Below are 23481 nucleotides of genomic sequence, written 5' to 3' on the forward strand. Positions count from 1 at the left end.
TGTCAAAAGACACAGCCCACGCCTGCTCCCGGATACGGCAACTGCCGTACGGACACGTCTACTTGAGTCGAGCCATCAGTGCGTGTTCGACGAGGGTGATGAGTCCGCTCTTGGCGTCGGCGCGGTGCCGGGCGTCGGTCGTGATGATCGGGGCGTCCGGGCCGATCTGGAGTGCTTCGCGTACTTCGTCGGGGGTGTAGGGCTGGTGTCCGTCGAAGCCGTTGAGGGCGATGACGAAGGGGAGCCCGGAGTTCTCGAAGTAGTCGACGGCGGGGAAGCAGTCGGCGAGGCGGCGGGTGTCGACGAGGACGACGGCGCCGATGGCGCCGCGTACGAGGTCGTCCCACATGAACCAGAAGCGGTCCTGTCCGGGGGTGCCGAACAGGTACAGGATCAGGTCCTGGTCGAGGGTGATGCGGCCGAAGTCCATGGCCACGGTGGTGGTGGTCTTGTCTCCGGTGTGGGTGAGGTCGTCGATGCCGGCGGAGGCGCTGGTCATGACGGCTTCGGTACGCAGCGGGTTGATCTCCGAGACGGCGCCGACGAACGTGGTCTTGCCCACGCCGAATCCGCCCGCCACCACGATCTTCGCGGAGGTGGTCGATCGTGCCGCTCCGCCGCTAGAGCTTGCGAAGTCCACTGAGCACCCTTTCGAGCAGTGTCACATCCGGCGTGCCGCCGGCCTCTCCGTTACCCGGCTGGTGGATGGCCACCATGCCGGCCTCGGCCAGGTCGGCCACGAGGATGCGCGCCACACCGAGCGGCATGGACAGCAGTGCCGACACCTCGGCGACGGACTTCACCTCGCGGCAGAGATGGCAGATCCTCTGGTGCTCGGGGAGCAGCCCGGCGAGATGCGCCGGATCGGCCGTCGTGCTGACCAGTGCCTCGATGGCGAGCTGGTACCGCGGGCGGGTCCGGCCGCCGGTCATGGCGTACGGACGTACCAACGGCTGGTCGCCCTCAAGTCCGTAGGACGCGTCGACTGAGGCGCCGTACGGATCGTGAGAGGCGGGTGGCGGGGTCATGAATCCTCCGGGCGTGACAGCAAGATTTCTTCGTGCCGTCTGACTGGGCCGGGGTGGGGCCGGTTCGCGGCCTGACGGTGTGTGGCGCTGTGGGCGGTACCTGGAAGCCTCAGTGCAGCAGACTCCCCTGGAGTTCGGCGCGCAGGTCCGGCGTCAGCACCGTGCCTGCCCGGTCGACCAGGAGGGCCATCTCGTAGCCCACCAGGCCGATGTCGCAGTCGGGGTGTGCGAGCACCGCCAGTGAGGAACCGTCCGAGACGGACATGAGGAAGAGGAAACCGCGGTCCATCTCCACGACGGTCTGGGTCACAGGCCCGCCCTCGAAGATCCGGGACGCCCCCGCTGTCAAGGAGGTCAGACCCGACGCGACGGCCGCGAGTTGATCGGCACGGTCCCGCGGGAAACCCTCGGACATGGCCAGCAGCAGTCCGTCGGCGGATACGACCACTGTGTGGGACACCCCAGGGGTGTTGTCCACAAAGTTGGTGATCAACCAGTTCAGATTCTGCGCCGCCTGGCTCATCGGACTCAACTAACGCTCCTGCTGGTGAGAGGGGCCGAGGTTGAAACTGCCGGTCGTCGAACTGTCGGCGGTACGGCCGCCGGCCTGACGACCCTGCTGAATACCCCGGCGAAGGTTGGTCAGCCGGCCGCGTACGTCATCTGGCGCACGCGAGACCTGCGGACCGGTCTGGTTGCTCTGCTCCTGCGCGGTTCCCGGCACCAGGTTGGCACGTGGGACCCGGCGGGGCAGACCTGAGGTGGTGATTCCGCCCGCGGCGGGCTTCTTGACCCGCTCGGCCTGGCGTACCAGCTCGTCATTGGGTGACGTGCGCCAGGAGGACGTGACGGCGCCGTTGCCGTCGGCGTGGCCGTTCGCCGGCTGCCGTTGCGGCATCGGCGGAGGAGAGGCTGCCGGCCGGTCCCGCAGGCCCTCCGGGGACTGCGGCTGGAACGGCTGCTGCTGCTCCGGCACTTGGGGGACCTCGGGCTGCGCCGGGCGGCCCGAGCCGCCGTTCTGCTGCCCGTGGAACCAGTTCGTCTCCAGCGTGTCGAACAGCGGCGTACGGCCGTCGCCCGGCCCGGCCGGGGGCAGTGCCTCCGGCTGTGGCTGCTGAGGAAGCGAGCCGACGGACGGACGCGGTGCGCCGAAGTCGGCACCGTTGGTGGGGCCGTTCGGTCCGACGGGTCCGTTCGGGCCGTTCTGGGCGAAGAGGTCCGGGTTCGGGGAGCCGGGCGCGGGGGCCGGCATCGGGGGACGGGGCGCGTTGAAGTCCGGGCGGGCGAACTGGCTGGTGGACCCCAGGTCCTGGCCGCCGCCCTGCCAACCGCCATTGACGTCGCCCGAGTTGGGGACGGGGTGGGAGCCGGTGTCACCGAATCCGCTACCGCCGGTGGCCCCGGCGCCGCTGTTCAGATCGGGCCTCGGCCCGTCGAAGTCGGGACGCGCAAACTCGGCGGTGGAGCCGGGCCCCTGGCCCTGCCCCGCCGACGGTATGGCGAACTGACCGGTGCTCTCGGGCTCCTCGTGACCGCGCGGGGCGTCCGGCGGGAACTGCTGCTGCGCGGGCCGCTGCTCGCTGCCCCAGCTCACGGGGCCGACGGGCTGCGGGCGCTGCGGCGGCTGCGGGTTGCCGCCGGGCAGCTCGGCGCGCGGTCCGCCGGGCGGCGGCAGCTGACGGCCGCGGTCGACCGGCGGAGGTCCACCGGCGGGCCCCGTCGCCCCTTGCTGCTGGAACGCGCCGCTGTCGCGGTTGCCGGCGCCCCGTCCACCGGGGCCGCTGTTCAGGCTCTGACCGGGGCGGGCGAGCCGCCCACCGGCCTGCGGCACCGGACCCGACGGCTGGCCGCCGGGACCCGTCTGGGCGCCCGTACGGCCCGAGGACGCCTGCTCGCGAGGGCTGGTGCCGAACAGGCTCGGCTGCTCCGAACTCTGCCCCGTACCCTGGCCCGCGCCCTGGCGCTGCGGGTCCTGCGGCGTCCCTGACTGTGGCCGTGTCGGCAGGCCGCTCTGACCGTTCCTGGCCGGCAGCGCGGCGCGGGGCCCCGTACCGGCACCGACCTGGCCCCGTGACGGCGGCGTGGCGAGCCGTCCGGCCCCTGCCGCGCCGCCCGCGAGACCGGCGGCGATACCGGACTGCTGGCCGCCACCGAGGGCGCCGGGACCGCCGGGCGACTGTCCGCCCGCACCGTTCTGCGCGCCGGCGCCGGGGCGCGGCGGCATCTTCTTGCCGCCGTTGGCGACATCGACGGGCAGCATGACCAGCGCGGTCGTGCCGCCGGAGTCGGAGGGGCGCAGCTGGATCCTGATGCCGTGCCGCAGGGAGAGCCGGCCGACCACGAACAAACCCATGCGGCGCGACACCGAGACGTCCACGGTGGGCGGCGAGGCGAGCCGTTCGTTGATCGCCGCCAGGTCCTCGGGCGAGAGACCGATGCCGGTGTCGTGGATCTCGACGAGCACCCGCCCGTCGGGCAGCGCGTGACCGGTGACACGGACCTTGGTCTGCGGCGAGGAGAACGATGTCGCGTTCTCCAGCAGCTCGGCGAGCAGGTGCACGAGGTCGTTGACGACGCGGCCGGCGACCTCGGTGGTGGGCACCGAGGCCAGTTCGATCCGCTCGTACTGCTCCACCTCGGACGCCGCGGCACGGAGCACGTCGACCAGCGGGACGGGGCGCGTCCAGCGGCGTCCCGGCTCCTCACCGGCGAGGACGAGCAGGTTCTCACCGTTACGGCGCATACGGGTCGCGAGGTGGTCCAGCTTGAACAGCGAGGACAGCTGGTCCGGGTCGGCCTCTCGGGACTCCAGCTCGGAGATCAGCGACAGCTGACGCTGGATCAGGCCCTGGCTGCGGCGCGAGAGGTTGGTGAACATCGCGTTGACGTTGCCCCGCAGCAGCGCCTGCTCGGCGGCCAGCCGGACGGCCTCGCGGTGCACGTCGTCGAAGGCCGCGGCGACCTTGCCGATCTCGTCCTTGGAGTGCACACCGACGGACTCCACGGAGGTGTCCACGTCCTGCGGGTCGGCCTCGGAGAGCTGCTTGACCAGCTCGGGCAGCCGGTCCTGGGCGACCTTGGTGGCCGTCTCCTGGAGGCGCCGCAGCGAGCGGATCATGGACCGGGCGACGACGAAGGCGCCGACCAGCGAGACACCGAGGACGACGAAGATCAGCGCACCGTTGATGAGCGCGTCCTGCTGAGACTTCTCCTTCAGCTGGCGCGCCTTGTTCTCCATCTCACCGAGCAGCGTCTGCTCGATGATGTTCATCGCGTTGATCTTGGCGGACGCCTGGTCGGTCCAGTCGAGGTACGAGCGGTTCGGCCGCCCCTCCAGACCGCCGGAGATGCCCAGCACCCGCTGCGCGTACTCGTCGGCCGCGTTGATCTCGGGGTTGCCCTTGCCGCTGAGCGGCGCCGTCAGCTCCTCGGCGTTGCCGCCCATCGACTCGTACAGCGCGTCGAAGGAGGCGAGGGCGTTGTCGCCCTTGGTGGCCGCCGCCAGACCGTAGAGCCGGTCGTTCTCGTTGAGATCGCCCTTCTCCTTGGGGCTGGCGGGGAGCGCGGAGGCGATGATCGCGCGCTGGATCGACGCGTACTCCTTGGCGGAGGAGAAGGCCGCCAGGGCGCGGGTCCGCTTGATCATGTCCGGGTTGCTGGTCGCCTGCGCCATGTCCTGCGAGAGGCTCAGCAGCGAGTCGATGAGACCGCTGTACGCGTCGACCGTCAAGGAGTGCGTGGCATCCGTGTCGTACGCGTCCTTGCGGATTTCCTGGATCTTGTTGACCTGGGTCGCGATCTGGCTGACGTTGGCGCGGATCGACTCCAGCGCCTGGTCGCCGTCGGTGTTCCCGATGTCGACGGTGGCCCCGAGGAAGGCCTTCTTGGCGCGGTCCGTCTTGGTGCGGCGGTCCTGGACCTTGAAGTCCTTGGGGTTCGCGCCGTTGGTGAGGGGACCGGCCGACTCGTCGCGCTCCGCCTGGAGCGCGGCGGCGAGGCTGGTCGCCTCCTTGGTCATCTTCGTCAGCAACTGCATGTGCTCCAGCTGCTGCATGTCGTTCATGGACTCGTTGATACGCAGTCCGCCCAGCGTGGTGGCCGCGACCACCGGCAGGGTGAGCAGCGCCACCAGTCGGGTGCTGATGCGCCAGTTGCGCAGTGCTATTCGCGAACCGGCTTCGGCCGGTGCCGACTTGGCCGCGGGGTTCGGGGCGTCACCACCGGCCGCCGTGCCGGGCTTGGCACCCCGGTCGCCACCCTCGCCGGCCGGTCCCGGGCCCGGGTTCTGGGTGTGCTGGGGCGAGGAGCCGCGGTCGGTCCCGCCGCGGGGCTCCTGCTCCGCCGCAGCGCTGCTATCCCTCTTGAAACGTCCCTGCACTAGCGTCGCAACCTCTGGACCAGGCGTCCCCCCGCAGAACGGCGGAACGGTGTCGGCGTCGTGGAGCGCAGAGTGCGCTCCAAGGTGGTCGTTGAGTGACCGGCGATGCTCCCCTTCCCCGCATGCCACTCGGCGCCGCGTCGCGCCCTTACGCGCCGGCCTGAAGAACCCGCGGCGGTGCGTGGAATTTCAGCACAGAGCAGGACCTCCAACAAGGGCCGCGTGCCGTGCCGAGACACGCGTGACGCACTGTGAGTGATACGTGACGATCGGTAGACGGTGTTCAGGGAGGAAACGGACTTCCCGGAACGAGTCCCGTGTGCGTGCGGGGTGCCCCAGTCCTGATGATCAGGAGCGGAATGCAGGGTTCGATGGCGCTATGTCCACTTCCACCGGTCTCGACCACTGTCCGTGATGGGTGAATTGCCCGGCAGCTCGTGAGCAAACTCACATGGAGATCGTCGGGGCTTCCAGGCTTTCGCAGGGAATCACGTGTTTAGCCTGACGCTTTACAGGGATGGCATATCCGACAAGCGGCGCTCCTGAGCACCCATACCCGACAAGGTCTGAGAAGAACCGATGAAGATGACGATGATGTTCCGCAACACCGCCAACCCCCGCCGCACCACTCTGGCGGACCTGGACGACGCCGGTGAACTGCTGCCGCCCGCCCAGCCGGAACACTCCGTCGACCTGCCGGCCCGCACGGCCAACCCGCGCCGTACGACGCTGATCGACGCCCCCGTCGCGCAGTAGGTTCTGTCGTCCGGATCAGACCTTAGGGGGTGTCTTGCCGATCAGGCCGGACACCCCCTCGGCACGCCCCGCGGCGGTCGCGCACCGCGTCCGCCGCCGCTCCCCACCGCGCTAGCCTGGGACGTCAGTCTTCAGCCTTCAGGTCCCGTCAGTCAGCCAGCAGCAAAGTGAGGGGCGACAGCAACTCGTGCGTATCGCCAGATTCTCCATCGACGGCAATGTCGCCTTCGGCGCGGTCGAGGAGGACGGCACCGGCGGTACGGCCGCCGGCCTCGTCCTCGACATCATCAAGGGCATTCCGTACTCCGACTTCGAGCTCTCCGGGACCAAGGTCCCCATGAGCAAGGTCCGGCTGCTCCCGCCCGTACTTCCCAACAAGGTCATCGGCGTCGGCCGCAACTACGCGGCGCACGCCGCGGAGTTGGGCAACGAGGTGCCTGAGAAGCCGGTCGTCTTCTTCAAGCCCACCACCTCGGTGATCGGCTCCGGTGACGCCGTCGAGTACCCCTCGTTCTCCTCCGACGTGCACTACGAGGCCGAACTGGCCGTGGTCATCGGCCGCATGTGCCGCGAGGTCCCGCGCGAGCGCGTCAAGGACGTGATCCTGGGATTCACCTGCGCGAACGACGTCACCGCGCGGGACGCCCAGAAGAGCGAGAACCAGTGGGCCCGCGCCAAGGGTTTCGACACCTCCTGCCCGCTCGGCCCCTGGGTGGAGACCTCCATCGATCTGGCGGCCGTGAGCGACGGCCTCGCCGTCCAGTGCACCGTCAACGGCGAGCAGCGCCAGCTGGGCAGCACCAGCGACATGGTCCGCTCCGTCGAGGACCTCGTCGTGCACATCACCGAGGCCATGACGCTGCTGCCCGGCGACGTCATCCTCACCGGCACCCCCGCGGGGGTCGGCCCCCTCAGCGTCGGCGACGAGGTCGCCGTCACCATCGAAGGCATCGGCACTCTCACCAACAAGGTGATCAAGCGTGGCTAACGCGACCGTCCGCGTACGTTTCTGTCCCTCGCCGACCGGCAACCCTCATGTGGGCCTGGTCCGCACCGCCCTCTTCAACTGGGCGTTCGCCCGCCACCACGGCGGCACCCTGGTCCTGCGCATCGAGGACACCGACGCCGCGCGCGACTCCGAGGAGTCGTACGAGCAGCTGCTCGACTCGCTGCGCTGGCTCGGCCTCGACTGGGACGAGGGGCCCGAGGTGGGCGGCCCGCACGCGCCGTACCGCCAGTCGCAGCGGATGGACATCTACCGGGACGTCGCCGACAAGCTGCTCGCCGCCGGCCACGCGTACCACTGTTACTGCACCACCGAGGAGCTGGAGGTCCGCCGCGACGCCGCGCGCGCCGCGGGCAGGCCCTCCGGGTACGACGGCCACTGCCGCGACCTCACCGCCGAGCAGAAGGCGGTGTACGAGGCCGAGGGCCGCACCTCCATCGTCCGCTTCCGGATTCCCGACGAGCCGATCACCTTCACCGACCTGGTCCGCGGCGAGCTGACCTTCACGCCGGAGAACGTGCCCGACTACGGCATCGTCCGCGCAAACGGTGCGCCGCTCTACACCCTCGTCAACCCGGTCGACGACGCGCTGATGGAGATCACCCACGTCCTGCGCGGCGAGGACCTGCTCTCCTCCACGCCCCGTCAGATCGCCCTCTACCAGGCGCTGATGGGGCTCGGTATCGCCCACTTCGTACCGCAGTTCGGGCACCTGCCGTATGTGATGGGCGAGGGCAACAAGAAGCTCTCCAAGCGCGACCCGCAGGCCTCGCTCAACCTCTACCGTGAGCGCGGCTTCCTGCCCGACGGGCTGCTCAACTACCTGTCCCTGCTGGGCTGGTCCTTCTCCGCCGACCAGGACGTGTTCTCCCGCGCCGAGATGGTCGGCGCATTCGAGATCACCGACGTCAACGCCAACCCGGCGCGGTTCGACCTGAAGAAGGCCGAGGCGATCAACGCCGACCACATCCGGCAGCTGGACGTGAAGACCTTCATGGAGGCCTGCGCGCCCTGGCTGCGGGCCCCGTACGCCAACTGGGCGCCGGAGGACTTCGATCAGGCGGCCTTCGAGGCGATCGCCCCGTACGCGCAGACCCGCGTGACGGTGCTCTCGGACATCACGGCCAACGTCGACTTCCTGTTCCGCGCCGAGCCGGTCGAGGACGAGGCGTCCTGGACGAAGGCGATGAAGGGCGACCCCGTGGCCCTGCTGATCACGGCCCGCGCGAAGCTGGCGGACGCGGACTGGTCGAGCGCCGAGTCCCTGAAGAACGCGGTCCTGGCGGCCGGCGAGGAGCACGGCCTCAAACTGGGCAAGGCCCAGGCCCCGGTCCGCGTCGCGGTCACGGGCCGCACGGTGGGCCTGCCGCTGTTCGAGTCGCTGGAGATCCTGGGCAAGGAGCGCACGCTGAAGCGCGTCGACGCGGCGCTGGCGAAGCTCGCGGCGTAGCTCGGGCGGACGTATGACGAGGGGGGGCGGCCGACCTGGCCGCCCCCCCTCGCCGTACGCGGGAGGTCAGAGCGCCACGAGGCCGACGACGCTGATCACGAAGCCACCGGCGAACGCCGCCGACCAGTTGTCGTCCCGGTTGCTCGTCGCAGGCGGTCCGTACGGGTTGACGGCGAGTCGCTTCTCCAGGACTGACAACCCGGCGAGTTGGGTCCCGGTGAGCGCCGCCGTACGCGCGAGGGACGGGTGCGACGGCGCGGTCCAGGTACCGTCGTCGTATGCCGATCCGAGCCGTCGTCTGGGACATCGACGACACCCTCTTCGACTACGCCACCGCCGACCGCGCCGGTATGAGGCTGCATCTCGCGGCCGAGGGGCTCGCCGACCGCTTCGCCACCGCCGAGCGGGCGCTGGCGCACTGGCGCGAGATCACCGATGTCCACTGGGCTCGGTTCGCCGACGGCGAGACCACCTTCGAGGGGCAGCGGCGCGACCGCGTCAGGCAGTTCCTCGGTACGGAGGCGCTGACCGACCCCGCCGCCGACGCCTGGTTCGGCCGCTACGTCGCGCACTACGAATCCGCCTGGAAGCTCTTTCCCGACGCCCGCGCCGCTCTGGACTCGCTGGCCCCCGACTACCGGCAGGCCGTCCTGTCCAATTCGAGCATCCACAACCAGGACCGCAAGCTCCGGATCCTCGGTGTGCGCGACTACTTCGAGTCGGTCCTGTGCGCCGCCGAGCTCGGTGTCTCCAAACCCGACGCCGCCGCCTTCCACGCGGCCTGCGACGCCCTGGAACTGGACCCCTCCGAAGTCGCCTACGTAGGGAACGAACCGGACATCGACGCCGGCGGCGCCACCGCCGCCGGACTGGCCGGAGTCTGGCTCGACCGGGGGCGACTCGGTGGCCGCCCCGAGCTCGTGACGATCAACGATCTGGACCGCCTGCCCGCCCTGCTGCGCGGTGATACTCGTTTTGGAGCGCCGTCTCCCATCGGGTAATGTTCTTCCTGCGCCGCCCCAGAGACCGGAAGGTCTGGCCGGAAAGCGCAAACCCAAACAGAAACCCCCACTCCGGGGGTTGAGTTTTGGTGGGCTATGGTGTAATTGGCAGCACGACGGTTTCTGGTTCCGTTAGTCTAGGTTCGAGTCCTGGTAGCCCAGCGCAGAGTCTTCTGCAACGCCCCCGTTGTGTAGCGGCCTAGCACGCCGCCCTCTCAAGGCGGTAGCGCCGGTTCGAATCCGGTCGGGGGTACAGATCCTTCTCTCCGATTTCTTCGGGTCGCACCCGGACATGTCGATGCAGGATCGCTAGGGCCCCCGTTGTGTAGCGGCCTAGCACGCCGCCCTCTCAAGGCGGTAGCGCCGGTTCGAATCCGGTCGGGGGTACGCAGAACGTAAGTCCGAATCACCCTTGGGCTATGGTGTAATTGGCAACACGACGGTTTCTGGTTCCGTTGTTCTAGGTTCGAGTCCTGGTAGCCCAGCTCCAACGCTCCACCAGCTAGCCCCCGTTGTGTAGCGGCCTAGCACGCCGCCCTCTCAAGGCGGTAGCGCCGGTTCGAATCCGGTCGGGGGTACGTGACGACGAGGCCCTCCGCGATCGCGGAGGGCCTTTTCATTTGCCCCGCCCCACGCCTCGCCTCTCCCGGTGTGACACGCGCTCAATTCCCCAAACTGTAGCGCCGGTTGGACTCCTCGGCCTCCGCCAGCCGGCGCAGGCTGAGCAGCACCGGCTCGTACAGCACGGTGAGCGCGACGGCCGCCTCCACCTGCTCGTACGGGTCCCCGTACCGCTCCACCATGTCGATGTCGGTGACGCCGAGTTGGTCGGCGAGCCGCCCGTACGGGAGCAGGTCCGCCAGCTCGCACGGATAGCCGGTCCTGGACAGCCCGGCGATCGCGCCCACCAGGACCCGGTACGCCGCCTCCGAGGCACCCATCCCGCTCGCGTGCGTCCAGCCCAACTCCTCGAACAGCTCCTCGGCCCGGCGCTGCGCGGACAGTGTCTCCTCGTCCAGTTCGTCGGCGTCGAAGGCGGCGTCCAGCGCCCCGTCGCTGGGCAGCGCCCTGATCGCCGCGCCCAGGCGCATGTGGTGGTCGATGGAGTCGTCCTCGATGGCCGTGAGCACCTCGCGCGCGGTGGCGACCGGCATCCGGCCCACTTGGGTCAGCGCGCGGACGAGACGCAGCCGGCGCAGATGCTCGTCGTCGTACGCGGACTGTGTGGCGGTGACCCGGTGGCCCGGCCTGATCAGCCCCTCCCGCAGGTAGTACTTGATCGTGGCGGTGGGAATCCCACTGCGCTCACTCAGCTCCGCCATCCGCATACCGCTTGCACCATCCTTTGGAGAGTGCCACTATCCAATCATGGATAGTGGCACTCTCCAAAGAGGGTCGCCGCCCGTACCGCCGCCTTCACGCGGCCGGAAGCAGGGGAAATCGTCATGGGTGCGAAGCTGATCGAGGGCCGGATGACCGCCGCTGCCGAGGGGGACGTCGTCGTCTTCATCGTCGGGATGCGCATCAACAACTTCCGCGCCGTGCGCAGCTGGTGGCCGGTGTTCACGGCCATGCCGAGGATGCTGAGGGAGCTGTCGCGCGACAAGGGCAGTGGCCTCATCGGAGTCCAGTCGCTGCTGGGCTTTCCGCGCGTGCTGTACGTGGTCGAGTACTGGGACTCGAAGGAGAAGCTGCTCGCGTACGCCTCCGCGCAGGACGGTGAGCACCGCCCCGCGTGGGCGGAGTTCAACCGCCGGCTGCGCGCCGGCAAGGGCAAGGTGGGCTTCTGGCACGAGACGTACGTCGTCCCGGCCGGCTCGTACGAGAGCATCTACATCAACATGCCGGCGTTCGGCCTCGGCGCCGCCACGGAGGTGGTGCCTGTTGGGCGTCGCGGCGACCGTGCGGCGGACCGCCTCGGCGCGTGACCCCGCCGGCCCCGCCCGACCCCGCAGACTCTGCCGGCTTCGCCAACTCCGCCACACGGGGCCCGGAGTTGGGAACGTGCGCGGCGCCGCGCGACACCCTGCGGCGCCGCTCAGCCGGTGCGGCGCAGCGCCTCCGACAGCCGCCCGGCCGCGTCGATGATCGCCTGGGCGTGCATCCGGCCCGGATGCCGGCTCAGCCGCTCGATCGGGCCGGACACCGAGACCGCCGCCACGACCCGGTTGGACGGCCCGCGTACGGGCGCGGAGACCGAGGCGACGCCCGGCTCGCGCTCGCCGATCGACTGCGCCCAGCCCCGCCGCCGTACACCGGAGAGCGCCGTGGCCGTGAACCGTGCCCCCTGGAGGCCGCGGTGCAGCCGCTCCGGCTCCTCCCAGGCCATCAGGATCTGCGCCGAGGAGCCCGCCTTCATGGTGAGCGTGGAGCCGACGGGCACCGTGTCCCGCAGACCGGACAGGCGCTCGGCGGCGGCCACACAGATCCGCATGTCGCCCTGGCGCCGGTAGAGCTGCGCGCTCTCCCCGGTCACGTCGCGCAGATGCGTGAGCACCGGCCCCGCCGTCGCGAGCAGCCGGTCCTCACCGGCCGCCGCCGCCAGCTCGGCGAGCCGCGGACCGAGGATGAACCGGCCCTGCATGTCCCTGGCCACCATCCGGTGGTGTTCCAGGGCCACGGCCAGCCGGTGGGCCGTGGGCCGTGCGAGCCCGGTCGCAGCGACCAGCCCCGCGAGGGTGGCCGGACCGGACTCCAGGGCGCTCAATACCAGAGCTGCCTTGTCGAGAACGCCGACGCCGCTAGAGTTGTCCATGCAACGATACTCACGTCTCACTCTGTGAAACGCAAGTTCAATTTTCCGCGGAACTTGCCAACCTGTAGGGACGGGCCCGTACGCGAACCGGGTTCGCGGCGGACGTGGGCGCGCGGGACACCGGCGTGGGCCCCACATATCTCCAGGACTGCCGGCGGCGCTGCCGGCCGAAGGGAAAGCGATGGGTAGGACACTCGCGGAGAAGGTCTGGGACGACCATGTCGTCCGGCGCGCCGAGGGCGAGCCCGACCTTCTCTTCATCGATCTGCACCTGCTGCACGAGGTGACGAGTCCGCAGGCCTTCGACGGTCTGCGCCAGAACGGCCGGCAGGTGCGACGACTCGATCTCACCATCGCGACCGAGGACCACAACACCCCGACGCTCGACATCGACAAGCCGATCGCCGACCCCGTCTCGCGCGTCCAGCTGGAGACGCTGCGCAAGAACTGCGCGGACTTCGGTGTACGGCTGCACCCGCTGGGCGACGTCGAGCAGGGTGTCGTCCACGTCGTGGGCCCGCAGCTCGGGCTGACCCAGCCCGGCACCACCGTCGTGTGCGGCGACAGCCACACCTCCACCCACGGCGCCTTCGGCGCGCTGGCCTTCGGTATCGGCACCAGCCAGGTCGAGCACGTCCTGGCCACCCAGACACTGCCGCTGGCCCGCCCCCGCACCATGGCCATCACCGTCGAGGGCGAACTGCCCGCCGACGTCACGGCCAAGGACCTGATCCTCGCCGTCATCGCCCGTATCGGCACCGGCGGCGGCCAGGGTTACATCCTCGAATACCGCGGCTCGGCCATCGAGAAGCTCTCGATGGAAGCCCGAATGACCATCTGCAACATGTCGATCGAGGCCGGCGCCAGGGCGGGCATGATCGCCCCGGACCGGACCACCTTCGACTACCTCCAGGGCCGCGACCACGCCCCCGAGGGGGCCGACTGGGACGCCGCGGTCGAGTACTGGCGCACGCTGCGCACCGACGACGACGCCGTCTTCGACGCCGAGGTCTTCATCGACGCCACGGAGCTGGCCCCGTTCGTCACCTGGGGCACCAACCCCGGCCAGGGCGCGCCGCTGTCGACGCACGTCCCCGACCCCGCTTCGTACGAGGACGCTTCGGAGCGGCTCGCCGCCGAAAAGGCCCTGGAGTACATGGGGTTGACCGCCGGGCAGGCGCTGCGCGACATCAAGGTGGACACCGTCTTCGTAGGTTCGTGCACCAACGGCCGTATCGAGGACCTGCGCTCGGCCGCCTCGATCCTGGACGGCCGCAAAGTCGCCGACGGCGTACGGATGCTGGTGGTCCCCGGCTCCGTACGGGTCGCGCTCCAGGCCGTCGCCGAGGGCCTGGACAAGGTCTTCACCGGCGCGGGCGCCGAATGGCGGCACGCGGGCTGTTCGATGTGTCTGGGCATGAACCCCGACCAACTCGCGCCCGGCGAGCGCTCCGCGTCGACCTCGAACCGCAACTTCGAGGGCAGGCAGGGCAAGGGCGGCCGGACCCACCTCGTCTCGCCCCAGGTCGCCGCCGCCACCGCCGTGGTGGGCCGGCTGGCCTCGCCCGCCGACCTGTCCGACACCCGCACCCCCGTGGAGGCCTGAGCGGTCATGGATGCTTTCACCACACACACCGGCCGGGCCGTTGCGCTGCGCCGCAGCAACGTCGACACCGACCAGATCATCCCGGCGCACTGGCTGAAGAAGGTCACGCGCGACGGTTTCGAGGACGGGCTGTTCGAGGCCTGGCGCAAGGACCCGGACTTCGTTCTCAACCGGCCCGAGCGGCAGGGCGCCTCGGTGCTGATCGCCGGACCGGACTTCGGCACGGGCTCGTCACGCGAACACGCCGTGTGGGCGCTGCAGAACTTCGGTTTCCGTGCTGTCATCTCCTCCCGGTTCGCCGACATCTTCCGCGGCAACTCCCTCAAGAACGGTCTGTTGACCGTCGTTCTGGAGCAGCGCGTCGTCGACCACCTCTGGGAACTGACCGAGGCGCACCCGACCGCGACGGTGACGGTGGACCTCGAAGCGCGTCAGGTACGGGCCGAGGGCCCCGACGGAGCAACGGTGACCGCCGATTTCGAGCTGGACGAGAACGCCCGCTGGCGCCTCCTCAACGGCCTCGACGACATCGGTCTCACCCTGAAGAACGAAGCGGACATCGTCGCGTACGAGCACTCCCGGCCGTCCTTCAAACCCCGCACAATTGCCGTCTGATCAGCGCTTTTCCTCATGTGCGCCCTCTGCCTCCGGGTAGGGGGCGCAGTGCCTTGTTGAGACCCCGCCGGGCGACAACTCGCCTCAGATGGCACAATCGGTGCATGGAACCCGACAGCCAACTCGAGCTTTACGGAGTGGTTGCGGACCGACTCAAGGAAGCGCACACAAGAGTGCGCGCACTGCAAGTCCCGGAGGGCGTACGGATGGCGCTGACCCGGAAGCTGCTGGTCATCACGGCCGCGGCCAAACACGATCTCTTAGACGCGGCACGTCGTCTGGACCGCTTGATGAAGGACCTCGACGAGGGTCGATTCCCGGAAGGCGACTGAAGCCGCGGAACTCCGCGGGGTCGACTTCGTTGCGGCACTAGGGTGATTAGCCCGTTTCGTGTTTGATTTGCGGTATATATCTGCCTAACGTGCGGAAAAGCTTGAACACTTTCGTTCTGGCAATGTCTCCGAAGGGGAAGACGTGAACAAGGCGCAGCTCGTAGAAGCAATTGCGGACAAGGTCGGCGGTCGCCAGCAGGCGGCCGACGCGGTCGACGCGGTACTGGACGCTGTTGTCCGCGCCGTCGTCGCGGGTGAGCGGGTATCCGTCACCGGTTTCGGCTCGTTCGAGAAGGTCGACCGCCCGGCCCGTTACGCCCGTAACCCGCAGACCGGTGAGCGGGTCCGGGTCAAGAAGACGTCGGTGCCGCGTTTCCGCGCCGGACAGGGCTTCAAGGACCTGGTGAGCGGCTCGAAGAAGCTTCCTAAGAACGACGTGGCCGTCAAGAAGGCGCCCAAGGGCAGCCTGTCGGGCGGTTCTTCCACCCGTACGACCGCCAAGGCCGCGGCCAAGAAGGCCACCGCCAAGAAGGCGACGGCGAAGAAGAGCGCCGCGAGGAAGACCGTGGGCACGGCCAAGAGGGCGGCCAAGAAGACCTCGGCCGCCAAGAAGACGGCCACGAAGAAGGCCACGGCGGCCAAGAAGGCCACCGCGAAGAAGGCGAGCGCGGCCAAGAAGGCCACGGCGAAGAAGACCGCGCCGGCCAAGAAGGCGACCGCCAAGAAGGCGCCCGCCCGAAAGGTGGCTTCGCGTACGCGTACCGCCAAGAAGGCGACCGCGAGGAAGTAGTAAGCGGCACAAGGCCGTAGTGCCACTCACGCGCCGGGCCGGGCTCCCCTCGGGGAGCCCGGCCCGCGGCGTTGTGACGGTCGGCGGCGCGTACGGCACGGTCCCAGCGGCGCCAGACGGCCCTCAGAAGGTCTGGAGCGTCACCAGGGTGATGTTCCCGCTGTCCCCGCCCGCGCGTTCGATACGGACCCGCTGGCCGGGCCGCAGCAGCCGAAGACCGCCGGCGTCGAAAGCCGCGGCGTCGAAGTCCACCGGAGTCCCGTCGTCGAGCAGCACACTGCCGCTGCGGGTCTCGGATTCGAAGGTGTACGCGGTCGCCTGCATGCCCGCCAGCGTATCGGTCAGCATCCCGGTCGCGCCCCGCAGACCGGGTCGGGGACGGGAGCGGGGACGACGGCCGCCCGGGTGCCCGTGACGGCGCCGGGGACGAGGCCGGCGGGTGTGTGACGCCGCGCGGTGTACGGGCCGAGCCCCAGGGCCGCGGCGGCCACCAGATCCTCTCCCGTATCGACATCCCGCCGTACGGAATCCACACCGGCCAGAAGAATTTCCGCGGCACCCGTGGACAAATGCCGGTGCCGCGAAGGACCACCGAATGCCGGATTCAATTCCGATCCGGGTCGCGCGGCCAGCAAAGTCGTTCCGATTTCGGCGGCGTCCGCGAGAAATGCGCGGGGGAAATCAGCGGCGGTGGTGAGCACCCGCGCCAGCTCGTCGGGTCGCAGCGCCGGCAGATCGGCGCCCAGGGCCGCGACGGCGGCCCGTGGCCGCTCCGCCCTGACCGCCTGCGCACCGTGCGCCAGCGCGGCGTTGAGTCCGGCCGCCGGGCTGTCGGGGACGGCGCGCGCGCCCAGCGCCGTCAGTTCGGCTGCGGCCAGCGGATCGTCGGTGACGACCAGCACGTCGCGTACGACGGGGCAGGCCAGCGCCGCGGCGACGGTGTCCTGGGCGAACGCAAGCGCCAACTGGCGCCGCAGCGGGTCGCCCGTCGAACTGGCGAGCCTGCTCTTGGCCACCACCAGCGGCTTGAGCGGGAGGACCAGGGACCAGGCGGCGGTCGGGTCGGTGTTCGTGGCGGGCTCTCCGTCCTTGAGCGTTCGGCCCTCTATTGTGGCCCGACCGCGCCGTACGACGCGGTACAGGGCCCACCGCGCCCCGGGAATGGCTGACTGAGCCCGCAGGTTCGGTCCGCGGGGCGGGGCGTACGGTGTTCTCGACAGAGCAGAGGCCTGGGGCGACACTTGACCCCCAGCAGCCAGGGCCGGCCCAAGCCAGGCCACAGAGAAAGGTGTCCGAGTGTCCCGCCCCAGAATCGGCTTCTGGTACCGCCTGGCAGCGGTCATCGCGAAACCGCCGTTGATCATTCTGTTCAAACGGGACTGGCGGGGAATGGAACACATTCCGGCCCACGGTGGATTCATCACCGCCGTGAACCACAACTCGGCTCTGGACCCTCTCTCCTACGGACACTTCCAGTACAACAGCGGCCGGGTGCCGCGACTCCTCGCCAAGGCGGCGCTCTTCGATCTGCCTTTCGTCGGCATGATGCTCCGGGGCACCGGACAGATTCCCGTCTATCGAGAGAGCTCCAACGCCCTCGACGCATTCCGGGCCGCCGTGAACGCCATCGAACGCGGGGAATGCGTCGCCTTCTATCCCGAAGGCACGCTCACCCGCGACCCCGACATGTGGCCGATGACCGGCAAGACCGGTGCGGCACGCGTCGCCCTCCTTACGGAGGCGCCGGTCATTCCCGTTGCCCAGTGGGGCGCCAATCTGGTGATACCGCCGTACGCGAAGGAGAACAAGGTCCGCCTCTTTCCGCGCAAGACACTGCGCGTACAGGCCGGCCCTGCGATCGACCTCTCCCGTTTCTACGGTCAGGAGCCGACGCCCGAACTCCTCCGTGAGGTCACCGAGGTCATCATGGCCGCCATCACCGAACTGCTCGCCGAGGTACGCGGCGAGCCGGTGCCCACGACACCGTACGACTACCGCAAGGTTCTGGAAGAGAAGCGGCGCAAGGCCGCGGAAGAGGGGTCGAAGTGACGCGCGTCGCGGTCTTCGGGACGGGATCGTGGGGAACGGCGTTCGCCATGATTCTCGCGGACGCGGGATGCGAGGTGACTCTCTGGGCCCGCCGCCCCGAGGTCGTCGACGCTGTCAACAACACCCGCACCAACCCGGACTATCTGCCGGGCGTCGAACTGCCCTCCTCGGTACGGGCCACGACCGACCCGGCGGAGGCCGCCAGGGACGCCGAGTTCACCGTCATCACCATCCCGTCGCAGACCCTGCGCGGCAATCTCGCCGAGTGGGCCTCGCTGCTGCCGTCGGACACCGTTCTCGTCTCCCTGATGAAGGGCGTCGAACTGGGCACCGCGAAGCGCATGAGCGAGGTGATCGGAGAGGTGGCCAAGGCCCCGGCCGACCGGGTCGCCGTGCTCACCGGCCCCAACCTCGCCGGGGAGATCGCCGCCAGACAGCCCGCCGCCGCCGTCGTGGCGTGCACCGACGAGGCGGTCGCCAACCGGCTCCAGGCGGCCTGCCACACGCCGTACTTCCGCCCGTACACCAACACCGACGTGGTCGGCTGCGAACTCGGCGGCGCCGTCAAGAATGTCATCGGGCTCGCCGTCGGCATCGCCGACGGCATGGGGCTCGGCGACAACACCAAGGCCTCGCTGATGACGCGCGGCCTCGCCGAAACCACGCGCCTGGGGCTGGCGATGGGCGCCGACCCGCACACGTTCTCCGGACTCGCCGGAATGGGCGATCTGATCGCGACGTGTTCCTCGCCGCTCTCGCGCAACCACACCTTCGGGACCAACCTCGGGCGCGGCATGACGCTGGAGCAGACGATCGCGGCGAGCACCCAGACCGCGGAGGGCGTCAAGTCCTGTCAGTCGGTGCTGGATCTGGCCCGGCGGCACGACGTCGACATGCCCATCACCGAAACCGTCGTGAGCATCGTCCACGAAGGGAAGCCCCCGCTCGTCGCGGTGAAGGAGCTGATGGCGCGCAGCGCCAAGCCCGAACGCCGCTGACTCGGCGAGGGTCAAACAGGTAACCTCGTCGCGATATGAGCAGCGAGAACCTCCCCCAGAGCCCTGAGCAGCAGCTCCGCAAGCCGCGTGTGGCGGTCGTCTTCGGCGGCCGGAGTTCCGAGCACGCCATCTCGGTGGTCACGGCTGGCGCCGTACTGCGCTCCATCGACCGTACGAAGTACGACGTGCTGCCCATCGGCATCACCACGGACGGACGCTGGGCGCTCACCGCCGACGAACCCGACCGCATGGGCATCGCCGACCGCCGGCTGCCGAGCGTCGAGGAGCTGGCCGAGTCCACGGAGGGCGACGTCGTCCTCTCCGTCGACCCCGGCAACCGCGAGGTCGTCTACAGCGAGCAGGGCTCCGTGCCCAAGGCGCTCGGCGAGGTCGACGTGGTCTTCCCGGTGCTGCACGGCCCGTACGGCGAGGACGGCACCCTCCAGGGGCTGTTGGAGCTCTCCGGCGTCCCGTACGTCGGCGCGGGCGTCCTGGCGTCGGCCGTCGGCCAGGACAAGGAGTACATGAAGCGGGTGTTCCTCTCGTACGGGCTGCCCGTCGGGCCGTACGAGGTGATCCGCCCCCGCGAGTGGCAGCGGGACCCCTCGGGCGCCCGCAAGAAGATCGTGGACTTCGCCGCCGAGCACGGCTGGCCGATCTTCGTGAAGCCCGCACGCGCCGGGTCGTCCATGGGCATCACCAAGGTCGACGCCCTGGAGGGGCTGGAGGACGCGATCGAGGAGGCGCAGCGCCACGACCCGAAGATCCTGGTCGAGTCGCTGCTGCGCGGCCGGGAGATCGAGTGCGGGGTGCTGGAGTTCGAGGACGGGCCGCGCGCGAGTGTGCCGGCCGAGATCCCGCCCGTCACGTCGCACGAGTTCTACGACTTCGAGGCCAAGTACATCGACGCCGCCGCCGGGCTGGTGCCCGCGCCTCTTACGGAGGAGCAGACGGCCGAGGTGCAGCGGCTCGCCGTCGAGGCGTTCGATGCCGTCTCCTGCGAGGGCATCGTCCGCGCGGACTTCTTCCTTACGGAGGACGACGGGTTCGTCATCAACGAGATCAACACCATGCCGGGCTTCACGCCGATCTCGATGTACCCGCGGATGTGGCAGGAGAGCGGCGTCGGCTACGCGGAGCTGATCGACCGGCTGATCGAGGCGGCACTGCGCCGTCCGACCGGACTGCGCTGAGGGACGGCACCGGGTCGTCTGTGCGGCGCGGACCGACCGTACGGCGCTCTCGGGGGCTCAGAGGCTGGGCGGCACCGTGTCGGCGACCGGTGGGCCGAGGTCCGACAGCGGGCCGATGTCGTGCATGAACCGCTCGTCCAGGGTGACCTCGACGTACGTCTTGCGGTACGTCGTCGTGAACCGGGGCCCCGAATCCCTTTCCTCCAGCAGCCAGTTGACGCCGTCCACGTCCACGCCCCGCGCCTGGGGATCGCTCATCCGCTCGGGCCGGGGGACGCCGCAGCGCAGTACGATCGCGGCGTCCCCCCATCCGGCGGTCAGCGCGGAACCCGGCTCCGGATCACTCCGGTCGTGCCCCGCGACGGTCTTGGGCAGCTCCTTGTCCAGTGCGCGGCACAGTGCCGCCTCCTCCGCCGGAGGGCTGGGAACCGGCACCGATGCCGGGGCGTCCGTGGAGGAGCAGCCGACTGCCACGGCGAGTACGAGGACGGCGGGCAGGCGGGCGAATCGGGGGCCGGATAGCCTGCGCATCGGAGGGGTCACCGGCCAAGCGTAGACGGGGGCTACAGGTGCACGACCGGGCAGGTCAGGGTGCGGGTGATGCCGTCCACTTGCTGGACTTTGGCGACCACCAAGCGGCCGAGGTCGTCCACGGTGTCGGACTGCGCACGCACGATCACGTCGTAGGGGCCTGTGACGTCCTCGGCCTGTATCACTCCAGGGATCTTCGCGATGGTCTCGGCGACGGCCGTCGCCTTGCCCACCTCGGTCTGAATGAGGATGTACGCCTGTACCACGGAACCTCCAGGGCGGCCACGAGGATCTTGTGGGGGGAAGGGACGCCACGGTATCGCGTCACCCAGTGCCGCGGGGAGACCCGCGCGTACGGCGGCACCGGCGGCGTGACGCAAGGAGCGGTGAAGTTGACGTACGCGTCGACGGTACGGAAACGGTGAGGGTCCGCGACCGCGGGCGCGCAGCCGACGCAGGGGGCCGGAACCTCGGCCGGACAAGCAGGTTGGCCGGATCTGCCGGCCGCACGACGAGAGGTGGGACTGGGTGAAGGGCACCGTGGGCGAGTTGGGGGAGTTCGGACTCATCAGGGAGCTCACTTCCCGGCTCACCACCACCCCGGCGGTCCGGCTCGGGCCGGGCGACGACGCCGCGGTGGTGGCCGCACCCGACCGCAGGGTCGTGGCGAGTACGGACGTCCTCCTTGAAGGGCGGCACTTCCGCCGCGACTGGTCGACCGCGTACGACGTGGGCAGGAAGGCCGCCGCACAGAATCTCGCCGACATCGCGGCGATGGGGGCGGTGCCGACGGCGCTGCTGCTCGGCCTGGTCGTCCCCGCCGAACTCCCGGTCACCTGGCCCACCGAGCTGATGGACGGTATCCGCGACGAGTGCCAGGTCGCGGGCGCAGCGGTGGTCGGCGGCGATGTCGTACGGGGCGAGACGATCACTCTCGCGATCACCGCGCTCGGCGATCTGCGCAACCACGAACCGGTGACCAGGTCGGGCGCGGAGCCGGGTGATGTCGTCGCGTACACCGGGTGGTTGGGCTGGTCGGCGGCCGGGCACGCGGTGCTGTCGCGCGGATTCCGGTCACCCCGTGCCTTCGTCGAGGCGCACCGGCGGCCCGAACCGCCGTACCACGCTGGGCCCGCGGCGGCGGGCCTCGGTGCCACGGCGATGACGGACGTGAGCGACGGCCTTGTCGCCGACCTCGGGCACATCGCAGACGCGAGCAAGGTCCGTATCGATCTGCGGTCGGGGCTCATCGACATCCCGTCGCAGATGAACGACATCGGGCAGGCGGTGGGCGTGGATCCGCTGCAGTGGGTGCTGACCGGGGGAGAGGACCACGCGATCGTCGCGACGTTCCCCTCCGACGCCAAGTTGCCCGCCAGGTGGAAGGTGATCGGCGAGGTCCTGAACCCCTCGGCGCTGCCGCAGGTGACGGTCGACGGGGCGCCGTGGACGAGCAAAGGCGGCTGGGACCATTTCGGGGACGCTCCCTAGGGGCCGGTGGATTCGGCGGCCCACTAGATTCGGTGGCATGCCGATATCCGCCGAGTCCGCTGCGTCCGCCGAGTCTCCCGAGTCCGCCGCGTCCTCCGGGCCCGCCCGCGCGCCGGCCCGCGTCCTCACCGTCGCCGGGTCCGACTCCGGCGGCGGGGCGGGCATTCAGGCCGACCTCAAGACCATGCTGGCGTTCGGCGTCCACGGCATGAGCGTGCTCACGGCCGTCACGGCGCAGAACTCGCGCGGCGTGCAGGGCGCTTGGGAGTTGCCCGTGGAGGCGGTACGCGCCCAGTACCGCAGCGTCGTCGACGACATCGGCGTCCAGGCCGTCAAGACCGGCATGCTCTCGTCGGCGGCGCTGGTGGAGACTGTCGCCGAACTCCTCGCGGAGACCACCGCCCCCGTGGTGGTCGATCCGGTGGGGGTCTCCAAGCACGGGGACGCGCTGCTCGCGGCGTCGGCGCTGGACTCCGTACGGAAGCGGCTGCTGCCGACGGCGACCGTCGCCACCCCCAACCTCGACGAGGTGGCCCAGCTGACCGGTGTGGAGGTGCGGGACGAGAGCGGGATGCGCCGCGCCGCGGGCGCCGTGCTCACCTTCGGGCCGCGCTGGGTCCTGATCAAGGGCGGGCATCTGCCCGGGGACGCGGTGGATCTGCTGACGGACGGCAGCGAGGAGCACTGGCTGCGCGCACCGCGCCACGACAACCGGCACACGCACGGGACCGGCTGCACGCTCGCCTCGGCGATCGCGGCGGGGCTGGGGACGGGGCGGGGGGTCCTGGAGGCCGTCGTCGCCGCGAAGGAGTACGTGACGGGCGCGATCGCCACCGGGTTCGCGCTGGGCGGCGGCATCGGCCCCGTGGACCACGCCTGGCGCTTCCGCTGAACCTGGTGGCACTGTCACCGCTGTCCCGCGAGATCAACTACGCGGACACGGTGCGGCAGTTGGGCACGAAAAAAAGCCGGCCCACCGAGGTGGACCGGCTTTCAAGGCAACCGCAGGGGCTGCGCTACGACGAGAACGTCAGCGCGAGACCTTGCCGGCCTTGATGCACGAGGTGCAGACGTTGAGCCGCTTCGGCGTCCGACCGACCACGGCACGCACGCGCTGGATGTTCGGGTTCCAGCGACGGGACGTACGGCGGTGCGAGTGCGAAATGTTGTTGCCGAAGCCCGGCCCCTTGCCGCAGACGTCGCAGTTGGCAGCCACGGGTCACTCCAAAGACTTCAGATGCACTTACGGTGAATTCCGGCGCGACGAGATCATTGACTGATGTCGGCCGCACCGGGGAGGAGGCCCGACTCTCGCCGGGCAACCGGAGGAGCATACAACGCCTCAGCCGGTTGAACGAAACTACCATGAACGGACCCACCCTCCTCCCGCCCCCCTTCCCACCTGCCACTAGATGAGTAAGTCCGATGTGCTGGTCAGTGGTCGTAGGCGGTCAGTGACCGGGTGATCGGTGTTCTGGTGCGGCGGTTGTGCCAGATGGCTG

26 protein-coding genes and 5 tRNA genes are annotated in these 23481 nt (G+C 69.8%); 19 read left to right on the forward strand and 12 right to left on the reverse strand.

The window, feature by feature from the left end; all coding sequences use genetic code 11:
* Nucleotides 1–58: 58 nt before the first annotated feature.
* The 4 genes from ACIBLA_RS31045 to ACIBLA_RS31060 all read right to left on the reverse strand — a co-directional run bounded on the left by ACIBLA_RS31045 (nt 59) and on the right by ACIBLA_RS31060 (nt 5406).
* The gene (locus tag ACIBLA_RS31045) at nt 59–640 is read right to left on the reverse strand and encodes an ATP/GTP-binding protein (protein WP_031229387.1); all 582 of its coding nucleotides are present in this window, start codon (nt 638–640) and stop codon (nt 59–61) included.
* Nucleotides 621–1028, reverse strand: a complete 408-nt coding sequence (locus ACIBLA_RS31050) for a DUF742 domain-containing protein (RefSeq protein WP_023538417.1) — start codon at nt 1026–1028, stop codon at nt 621–623. Before ACIBLA_RS31050 ends, ACIBLA_RS31045 begins: the two co-directional genes overlap by 20 nt.
* Nucleotides 1029–1137: 109 nt before the next feature.
* Entirely contained in the window at nt 1138–1551 is a 414-nt protein-coding gene (locus ACIBLA_RS31055) for a roadblock/LC7 domain-containing protein (protein ID WP_023538416.1), read from the reverse strand.
* 9 nt (nt 1552–1560) lie between these two features.
* Nucleotides 1561–5406, reverse strand: a complete 3846-nt coding sequence (locus ACIBLA_RS31060) for a nitrate- and nitrite sensing domain-containing protein (protein ID WP_399200542.1) — start codon at nt 5404–5406, stop codon at nt 1561–1563.
* A 579-nt stretch (nt 5407–5985) separates the two neighbouring features.
* Here ACIBLA_RS31060 and ACIBLA_RS31065 point away from each other — a divergent pair.
* From ACIBLA_RS31065 to gltX, 3 genes are all read left to right on the forward strand, one after another.
* On the forward strand, nt 5986–6162 hold the full coding sequence (locus ACIBLA_RS31065) for a hypothetical protein (protein WP_363242526.1): 177 nt from the start codon (nt 5986–5988) through the stop codon (nt 6160–6162).
* A gap of 187 nt (nt 6163–6349) precedes the next feature.
* Complete coding sequence (locus tag ACIBLA_RS31070) at nt 6350–7150, forward strand: fumarylacetoacetate hydrolase family protein (protein ID WP_363242525.1); 801 nt, start codon at nt 6350–6352, stop codon at nt 7148–7150.
* Nucleotides 7143–8618 (forward strand): glutamate--tRNA ligase, encoded by a 1476-nt coding sequence (gene gltX, locus ACIBLA_RS31075; protein ID WP_363242524.1) that lies wholly within the window; start codon nt 7143–7145, stop codon nt 8616–8618. Before ACIBLA_RS31070 ends, gltX begins: the two co-directional genes overlap by 8 nt.
* A gap of 66 nt (nt 8619–8684) precedes the next feature.
* Here gltX and ACIBLA_RS31080 read toward each other — a convergent pair whose 3' ends face one another.
* The gene (locus tag ACIBLA_RS31080) at nt 8685–8816 is read right to left on the reverse strand and encodes a hypothetical protein (RefSeq protein ID WP_363242523.1); all 132 of its coding nucleotides are present in this window, start codon (nt 8814–8816) and stop codon (nt 8685–8687) included.
* Nucleotides 8817–8896: 80 nt separating this feature from the next.
* On the opposite strand from ACIBLA_RS31080, the gene ACIBLA_RS31085 reads away from it, so the two are divergent.
* The 6 genes from ACIBLA_RS31085 to ACIBLA_RS31110 all read left to right on the forward strand — a co-directional run bounded on the left by ACIBLA_RS31085 (nt 8897) and on the right by ACIBLA_RS31110 (nt 10197).
* Complete coding sequence (locus ACIBLA_RS31085; protein ID WP_399200543.1) at nt 8897–9619, forward strand: HAD family hydrolase; 723 nt, start codon at nt 8897–8899, stop codon at nt 9617–9619.
* Between the two features lie 90 nt (nt 9620–9709).
* A tRNA-Gln gene (locus ACIBLA_RS31090) sits at nt 9710–9781 on the forward strand.
* Nucleotides 9782–9799: 18 nt separating this feature from the next.
* Nucleotides 9800–9872 (forward strand) — tRNA-Glu (locus tag ACIBLA_RS31095).
* Between the two features lie 61 nt (nt 9873–9933).
* Nucleotides 9934–10006, forward strand: a tRNA-Glu gene (locus ACIBLA_RS31100).
* 26 nt (nt 10007–10032) lie between these two features.
* Nucleotides 10033–10104 (forward strand) — tRNA-Gln (locus ACIBLA_RS31105).
* A gap of 20 nt (nt 10105–10124) precedes the next feature.
* Nucleotides 10125–10197: transfer RNA gene (locus tag ACIBLA_RS31110), tRNA-Glu, on the forward strand.
* Between the two features lie 84 nt (nt 10198–10281).
* On the opposite strand, the gene ACIBLA_RS31115 is transcribed toward ACIBLA_RS31110, so the two are convergent.
* On the reverse strand, nt 10282–10947 hold the full coding sequence (locus tag ACIBLA_RS31115) for a MerR family transcriptional regulator (RefSeq protein WP_363242521.1): 666 nt from the start codon (nt 10945–10947) through the stop codon (nt 10282–10284).
* Between the two features lie 117 nt (nt 10948–11064).
* Here ACIBLA_RS31115 and ACIBLA_RS31120 point away from each other — a divergent pair, with 117 nt between their 5' ends.
* A complete protein-coding gene (locus ACIBLA_RS31120; protein ID WP_363242520.1) occupies nt 11065–11547 on the forward strand; it encodes a DUF4188 domain-containing protein in 483 nt (160 codons plus the stop codon).
* Between the two features lie 110 nt (nt 11548–11657).
* On the opposite strand, the gene ndgR is transcribed toward ACIBLA_RS31120, so the two are convergent.
* The gene (gene ndgR / locus ACIBLA_RS31125) at nt 11658–12374 is read right to left on the reverse strand and encodes an IclR family transcriptional regulator NdgR (protein WP_329381031.1); all 717 of its coding nucleotides are present in this window, start codon (nt 12372–12374) and stop codon (nt 11658–11660) included.
* Nucleotides 12375–12555: 181 nt separating this feature from the next.
* Here ndgR and leuC point away from each other — a divergent pair, with 181 nt between their 5' ends.
* The 4 genes from leuC to ACIBLA_RS31145 all read left to right on the forward strand — a co-directional run bounded on the left by leuC (nt 12556) and on the right by ACIBLA_RS31145 (nt 15717).
* Nucleotides 12556–13980, forward strand: coding sequence for a 3-isopropylmalate dehydratase large subunit (gene leuC / locus ACIBLA_RS31130; RefSeq protein WP_363242518.1), 1425 nt, complete (start codon nt 12556–12558; stop codon nt 13978–13980).
* A gap of 6 nt (nt 13981–13986) precedes the next feature.
* Nucleotides 13987–14595: a 3-isopropylmalate dehydratase small subunit gene (gene leuD / locus ACIBLA_RS31135; RefSeq protein ID WP_363242517.1), complete on the forward strand. Its 609-nt coding sequence runs from the start codon at nt 13987–13989 to the stop codon at nt 14593–14595.
* A 104-nt stretch (nt 14596–14699) separates the two neighbouring features.
* Nucleotides 14700–14927 carry a hypothetical protein gene (locus tag ACIBLA_RS31140; protein ID WP_399200545.1) on the forward strand — a complete coding sequence of 76 codons (228 nt, stop codon included), beginning with the start codon at nt 14700–14702 and terminating at the stop codon, nt 14925–14927.
* Between the two features lie 142 nt (nt 14928–15069).
* Nucleotides 15070–15717, forward strand: a complete 648-nt coding sequence (locus tag ACIBLA_RS31145; protein ID WP_363242515.1) for an HU family DNA-binding protein — start codon at nt 15070–15072, stop codon at nt 15715–15717.
* A gap of 123 nt (nt 15718–15840) precedes the next feature.
* Here ACIBLA_RS31145 and ACIBLA_RS31150 read toward each other — a convergent pair whose 3' ends face one another.
* Both ACIBLA_RS31150 and cofC read right to left on the reverse strand, forming a co-directional pair.
* The gene (locus ACIBLA_RS31150) at nt 15841–16041 is read right to left on the reverse strand and encodes a hypothetical protein (protein WP_363242571.1); all 201 of its coding nucleotides are present in this window, start codon (nt 16039–16041) and stop codon (nt 15841–15843) included.
* A gap of 17 nt (nt 16042–16058) precedes the next feature.
* A complete protein-coding gene (cofC, locus tag ACIBLA_RS31155; protein ID WP_399200553.1) occupies nt 16059–16826 on the reverse strand; it encodes a 2-phospho-L-lactate guanylyltransferase in 768 nt (255 codons plus the stop codon).
* A 187-nt stretch (nt 16827–17013) separates the two neighbouring features.
* On the opposite strand from cofC, the gene ACIBLA_RS31160 reads away from it, so the two are divergent.
* The 3 genes from ACIBLA_RS31160 to ACIBLA_RS31170 are packed head-to-tail and all read left to right on the forward strand — an operon-like array spanning nt 17014 to nt 19957.
* Nucleotides 17014–17766 (forward strand): lysophospholipid acyltransferase family protein, encoded by a 753-nt coding sequence (locus ACIBLA_RS31160; RefSeq protein WP_363242514.1) that lies wholly within the window; start codon nt 17014–17016, stop codon nt 17764–17766.
* Entirely contained in the window at nt 17763–18764 is a 1002-nt protein-coding gene (locus ACIBLA_RS31165) for an NAD(P)H-dependent glycerol-3-phosphate dehydrogenase (RefSeq protein WP_363242513.1), read from the forward strand. The genes ACIBLA_RS31160 and ACIBLA_RS31165 overlap by 4 nt, the downstream gene beginning before the upstream one ends.
* A gap of 35 nt (nt 18765–18799) precedes the next feature.
* Nucleotides 18800–19957, forward strand: coding sequence for a D-alanine--D-alanine ligase family protein (locus tag ACIBLA_RS31170; RefSeq protein ID WP_363242512.1), 1158 nt, complete (start codon nt 18800–18802; stop codon nt 19955–19957).
* A 57-nt stretch (nt 19958–20014) separates the two neighbouring features.
* On the opposite strand, the gene ACIBLA_RS31175 is transcribed toward ACIBLA_RS31170, so the two are convergent.
* Together ACIBLA_RS31175 and ACIBLA_RS31180 are read right to left on the reverse strand one after the other, a co-directional pair.
* Nucleotides 20015–20488, reverse strand: a complete 474-nt coding sequence (locus ACIBLA_RS31175; RefSeq protein ID WP_363242511.1) for a DUF3515 domain-containing protein — start codon at nt 20486–20488, stop codon at nt 20015–20017.
* A 32-nt stretch (nt 20489–20520) separates the two neighbouring features.
* Entirely contained in the window at nt 20521–20754 is a 234-nt protein-coding gene (locus tag ACIBLA_RS31180; RefSeq protein ID WP_363242510.1) for an Lrp/AsnC ligand binding domain-containing protein, read from the reverse strand.
* A gap of 262 nt (nt 20755–21016) precedes the next feature.
* Here ACIBLA_RS31180 and ACIBLA_RS31185 point away from each other — a divergent pair, with 262 nt between their 5' ends.
* Nucleotides 21017–21979, forward strand: a complete 963-nt coding sequence (locus tag ACIBLA_RS31185) for a thiamine-phosphate kinase (RefSeq protein ID WP_363242509.1) — start codon at nt 21017–21019, stop codon at nt 21977–21979.
* 37 nt (nt 21980–22016) lie between these two features.
* Nucleotides 22017–22871 carry a bifunctional hydroxymethylpyrimidine kinase/phosphomethylpyrimidine kinase gene (gene thiD / locus ACIBLA_RS31190; RefSeq protein WP_399200547.1) on the forward strand — a complete coding sequence of 285 codons (855 nt, stop codon included), beginning with the start codon at nt 22017–22019 and terminating at the stop codon, nt 22869–22871.
* Nucleotides 22872–23009: 138 nt separating this feature from the next.
* Here thiD and rpmB read toward each other — a convergent pair whose 3' ends face one another.
* The gene (gene rpmB / locus ACIBLA_RS31195) at nt 23010–23195 is read right to left on the reverse strand and encodes a 50S ribosomal protein L28 (RefSeq protein ID WP_003957616.1); all 186 of its coding nucleotides are present in this window, start codon (nt 23193–23195) and stop codon (nt 23010–23012) included.
* Between the last annotated feature and the right edge of the window lie 286 nt (nt 23196–23481).

The organism is Streptomyces sp. NPDC050433 (assembly GCF_044458565.1).
Lineage (GTDB): Bacteria > Actinomycetota > Actinomycetes > Streptomycetales > Streptomycetaceae > Streptomyces.

Excerpts from the sequence above, each read along its gene's own strand:
- ACIBLA_RS31050 (WP_023538417.1), bottom strand. The coding sequence starts at position 1,028 with ATGACCCCGCCACCCGCCTCTCACGATCCGTACGGCGCCTCAGTCGAC.
- ACIBLA_RS31055 (WP_023538416.1), bottom strand. The coding sequence starts at position 1,551 with ATGAGCCAGGCGGCGCAGAATCTGAACTGGTTGATCACCAACTTTGTG.
- ACIBLA_RS31065 (WP_363242526.1), top strand. The coding sequence starts at position 5,986 with ATGAAGATGACGATGATGTTCCGCAACACCGCCAACCCCCGCCGCACC.
- ACIBLA_RS31085 (WP_399200543.1), top strand. The coding sequence starts at position 8,897 with ATGCCGATCCGAGCCGTCGTCTGGGACATCGACGACACCCTCTTCGAC.
- ACIBLA_RS31115 (WP_363242521.1), bottom strand. The coding sequence starts at position 10,947 with ATGCGGATGGCGGAGCTGAGTGAGCGCAGTGGGATTCCCACCGCCACG.
- ACIBLA_RS31120 (WP_363242520.1), top strand. The coding sequence starts at position 11,065 with ATGGGTGCGAAGCTGATCGAGGGCCGGATGACCGCCGCTGCCGAGGGG.
- ndgR (WP_329381031.1), bottom strand. The coding sequence starts at position 12,374 with ATGGACAACTCTAGCGGCGTCGGCGTTCTCGACAAGGCAGCTCTGGTA.
- leuC (WP_363242518.1), top strand. The coding sequence starts at position 12,556 with ATGGGTAGGACACTCGCGGAGAAGGTCTGGGACGACCATGTCGTCCGG.
- leuD (WP_363242517.1), top strand. The coding sequence starts at position 13,987 with ATGGATGCTTTCACCACACACACCGGCCGGGCCGTTGCGCTGCGCCGC.
- ACIBLA_RS31140 (WP_399200545.1), top strand. The coding sequence starts at position 14,700 with ATGGAACCCGACAGCCAACTCGAGCTTTACGGAGTGGTTGCGGACCGA.
- ACIBLA_RS31150 (WP_363242571.1), bottom strand. The coding sequence starts at position 16,041 with ATGCAGGCGACCGCGTACACCTTCGAATCCGAGACCCGCAGCGGCAGT.
- ACIBLA_RS31170 (WP_363242512.1), top strand. The coding sequence starts at position 18,800 with ATGAGCAGCGAGAACCTCCCCCAGAGCCCTGAGCAGCAGCTCCGCAAG.
- ACIBLA_RS31175 (WP_363242511.1), bottom strand. The coding sequence starts at position 20,488 with ATGCGCAGGCTATCCGGCCCCCGATTCGCCCGCCTGCCCGCCGTCCTC.
- thiD (WP_399200547.1), top strand. The coding sequence starts at position 22,017 with ATGCCGATATCCGCCGAGTCCGCTGCGTCCGCCGAGTCTCCCGAGTCC.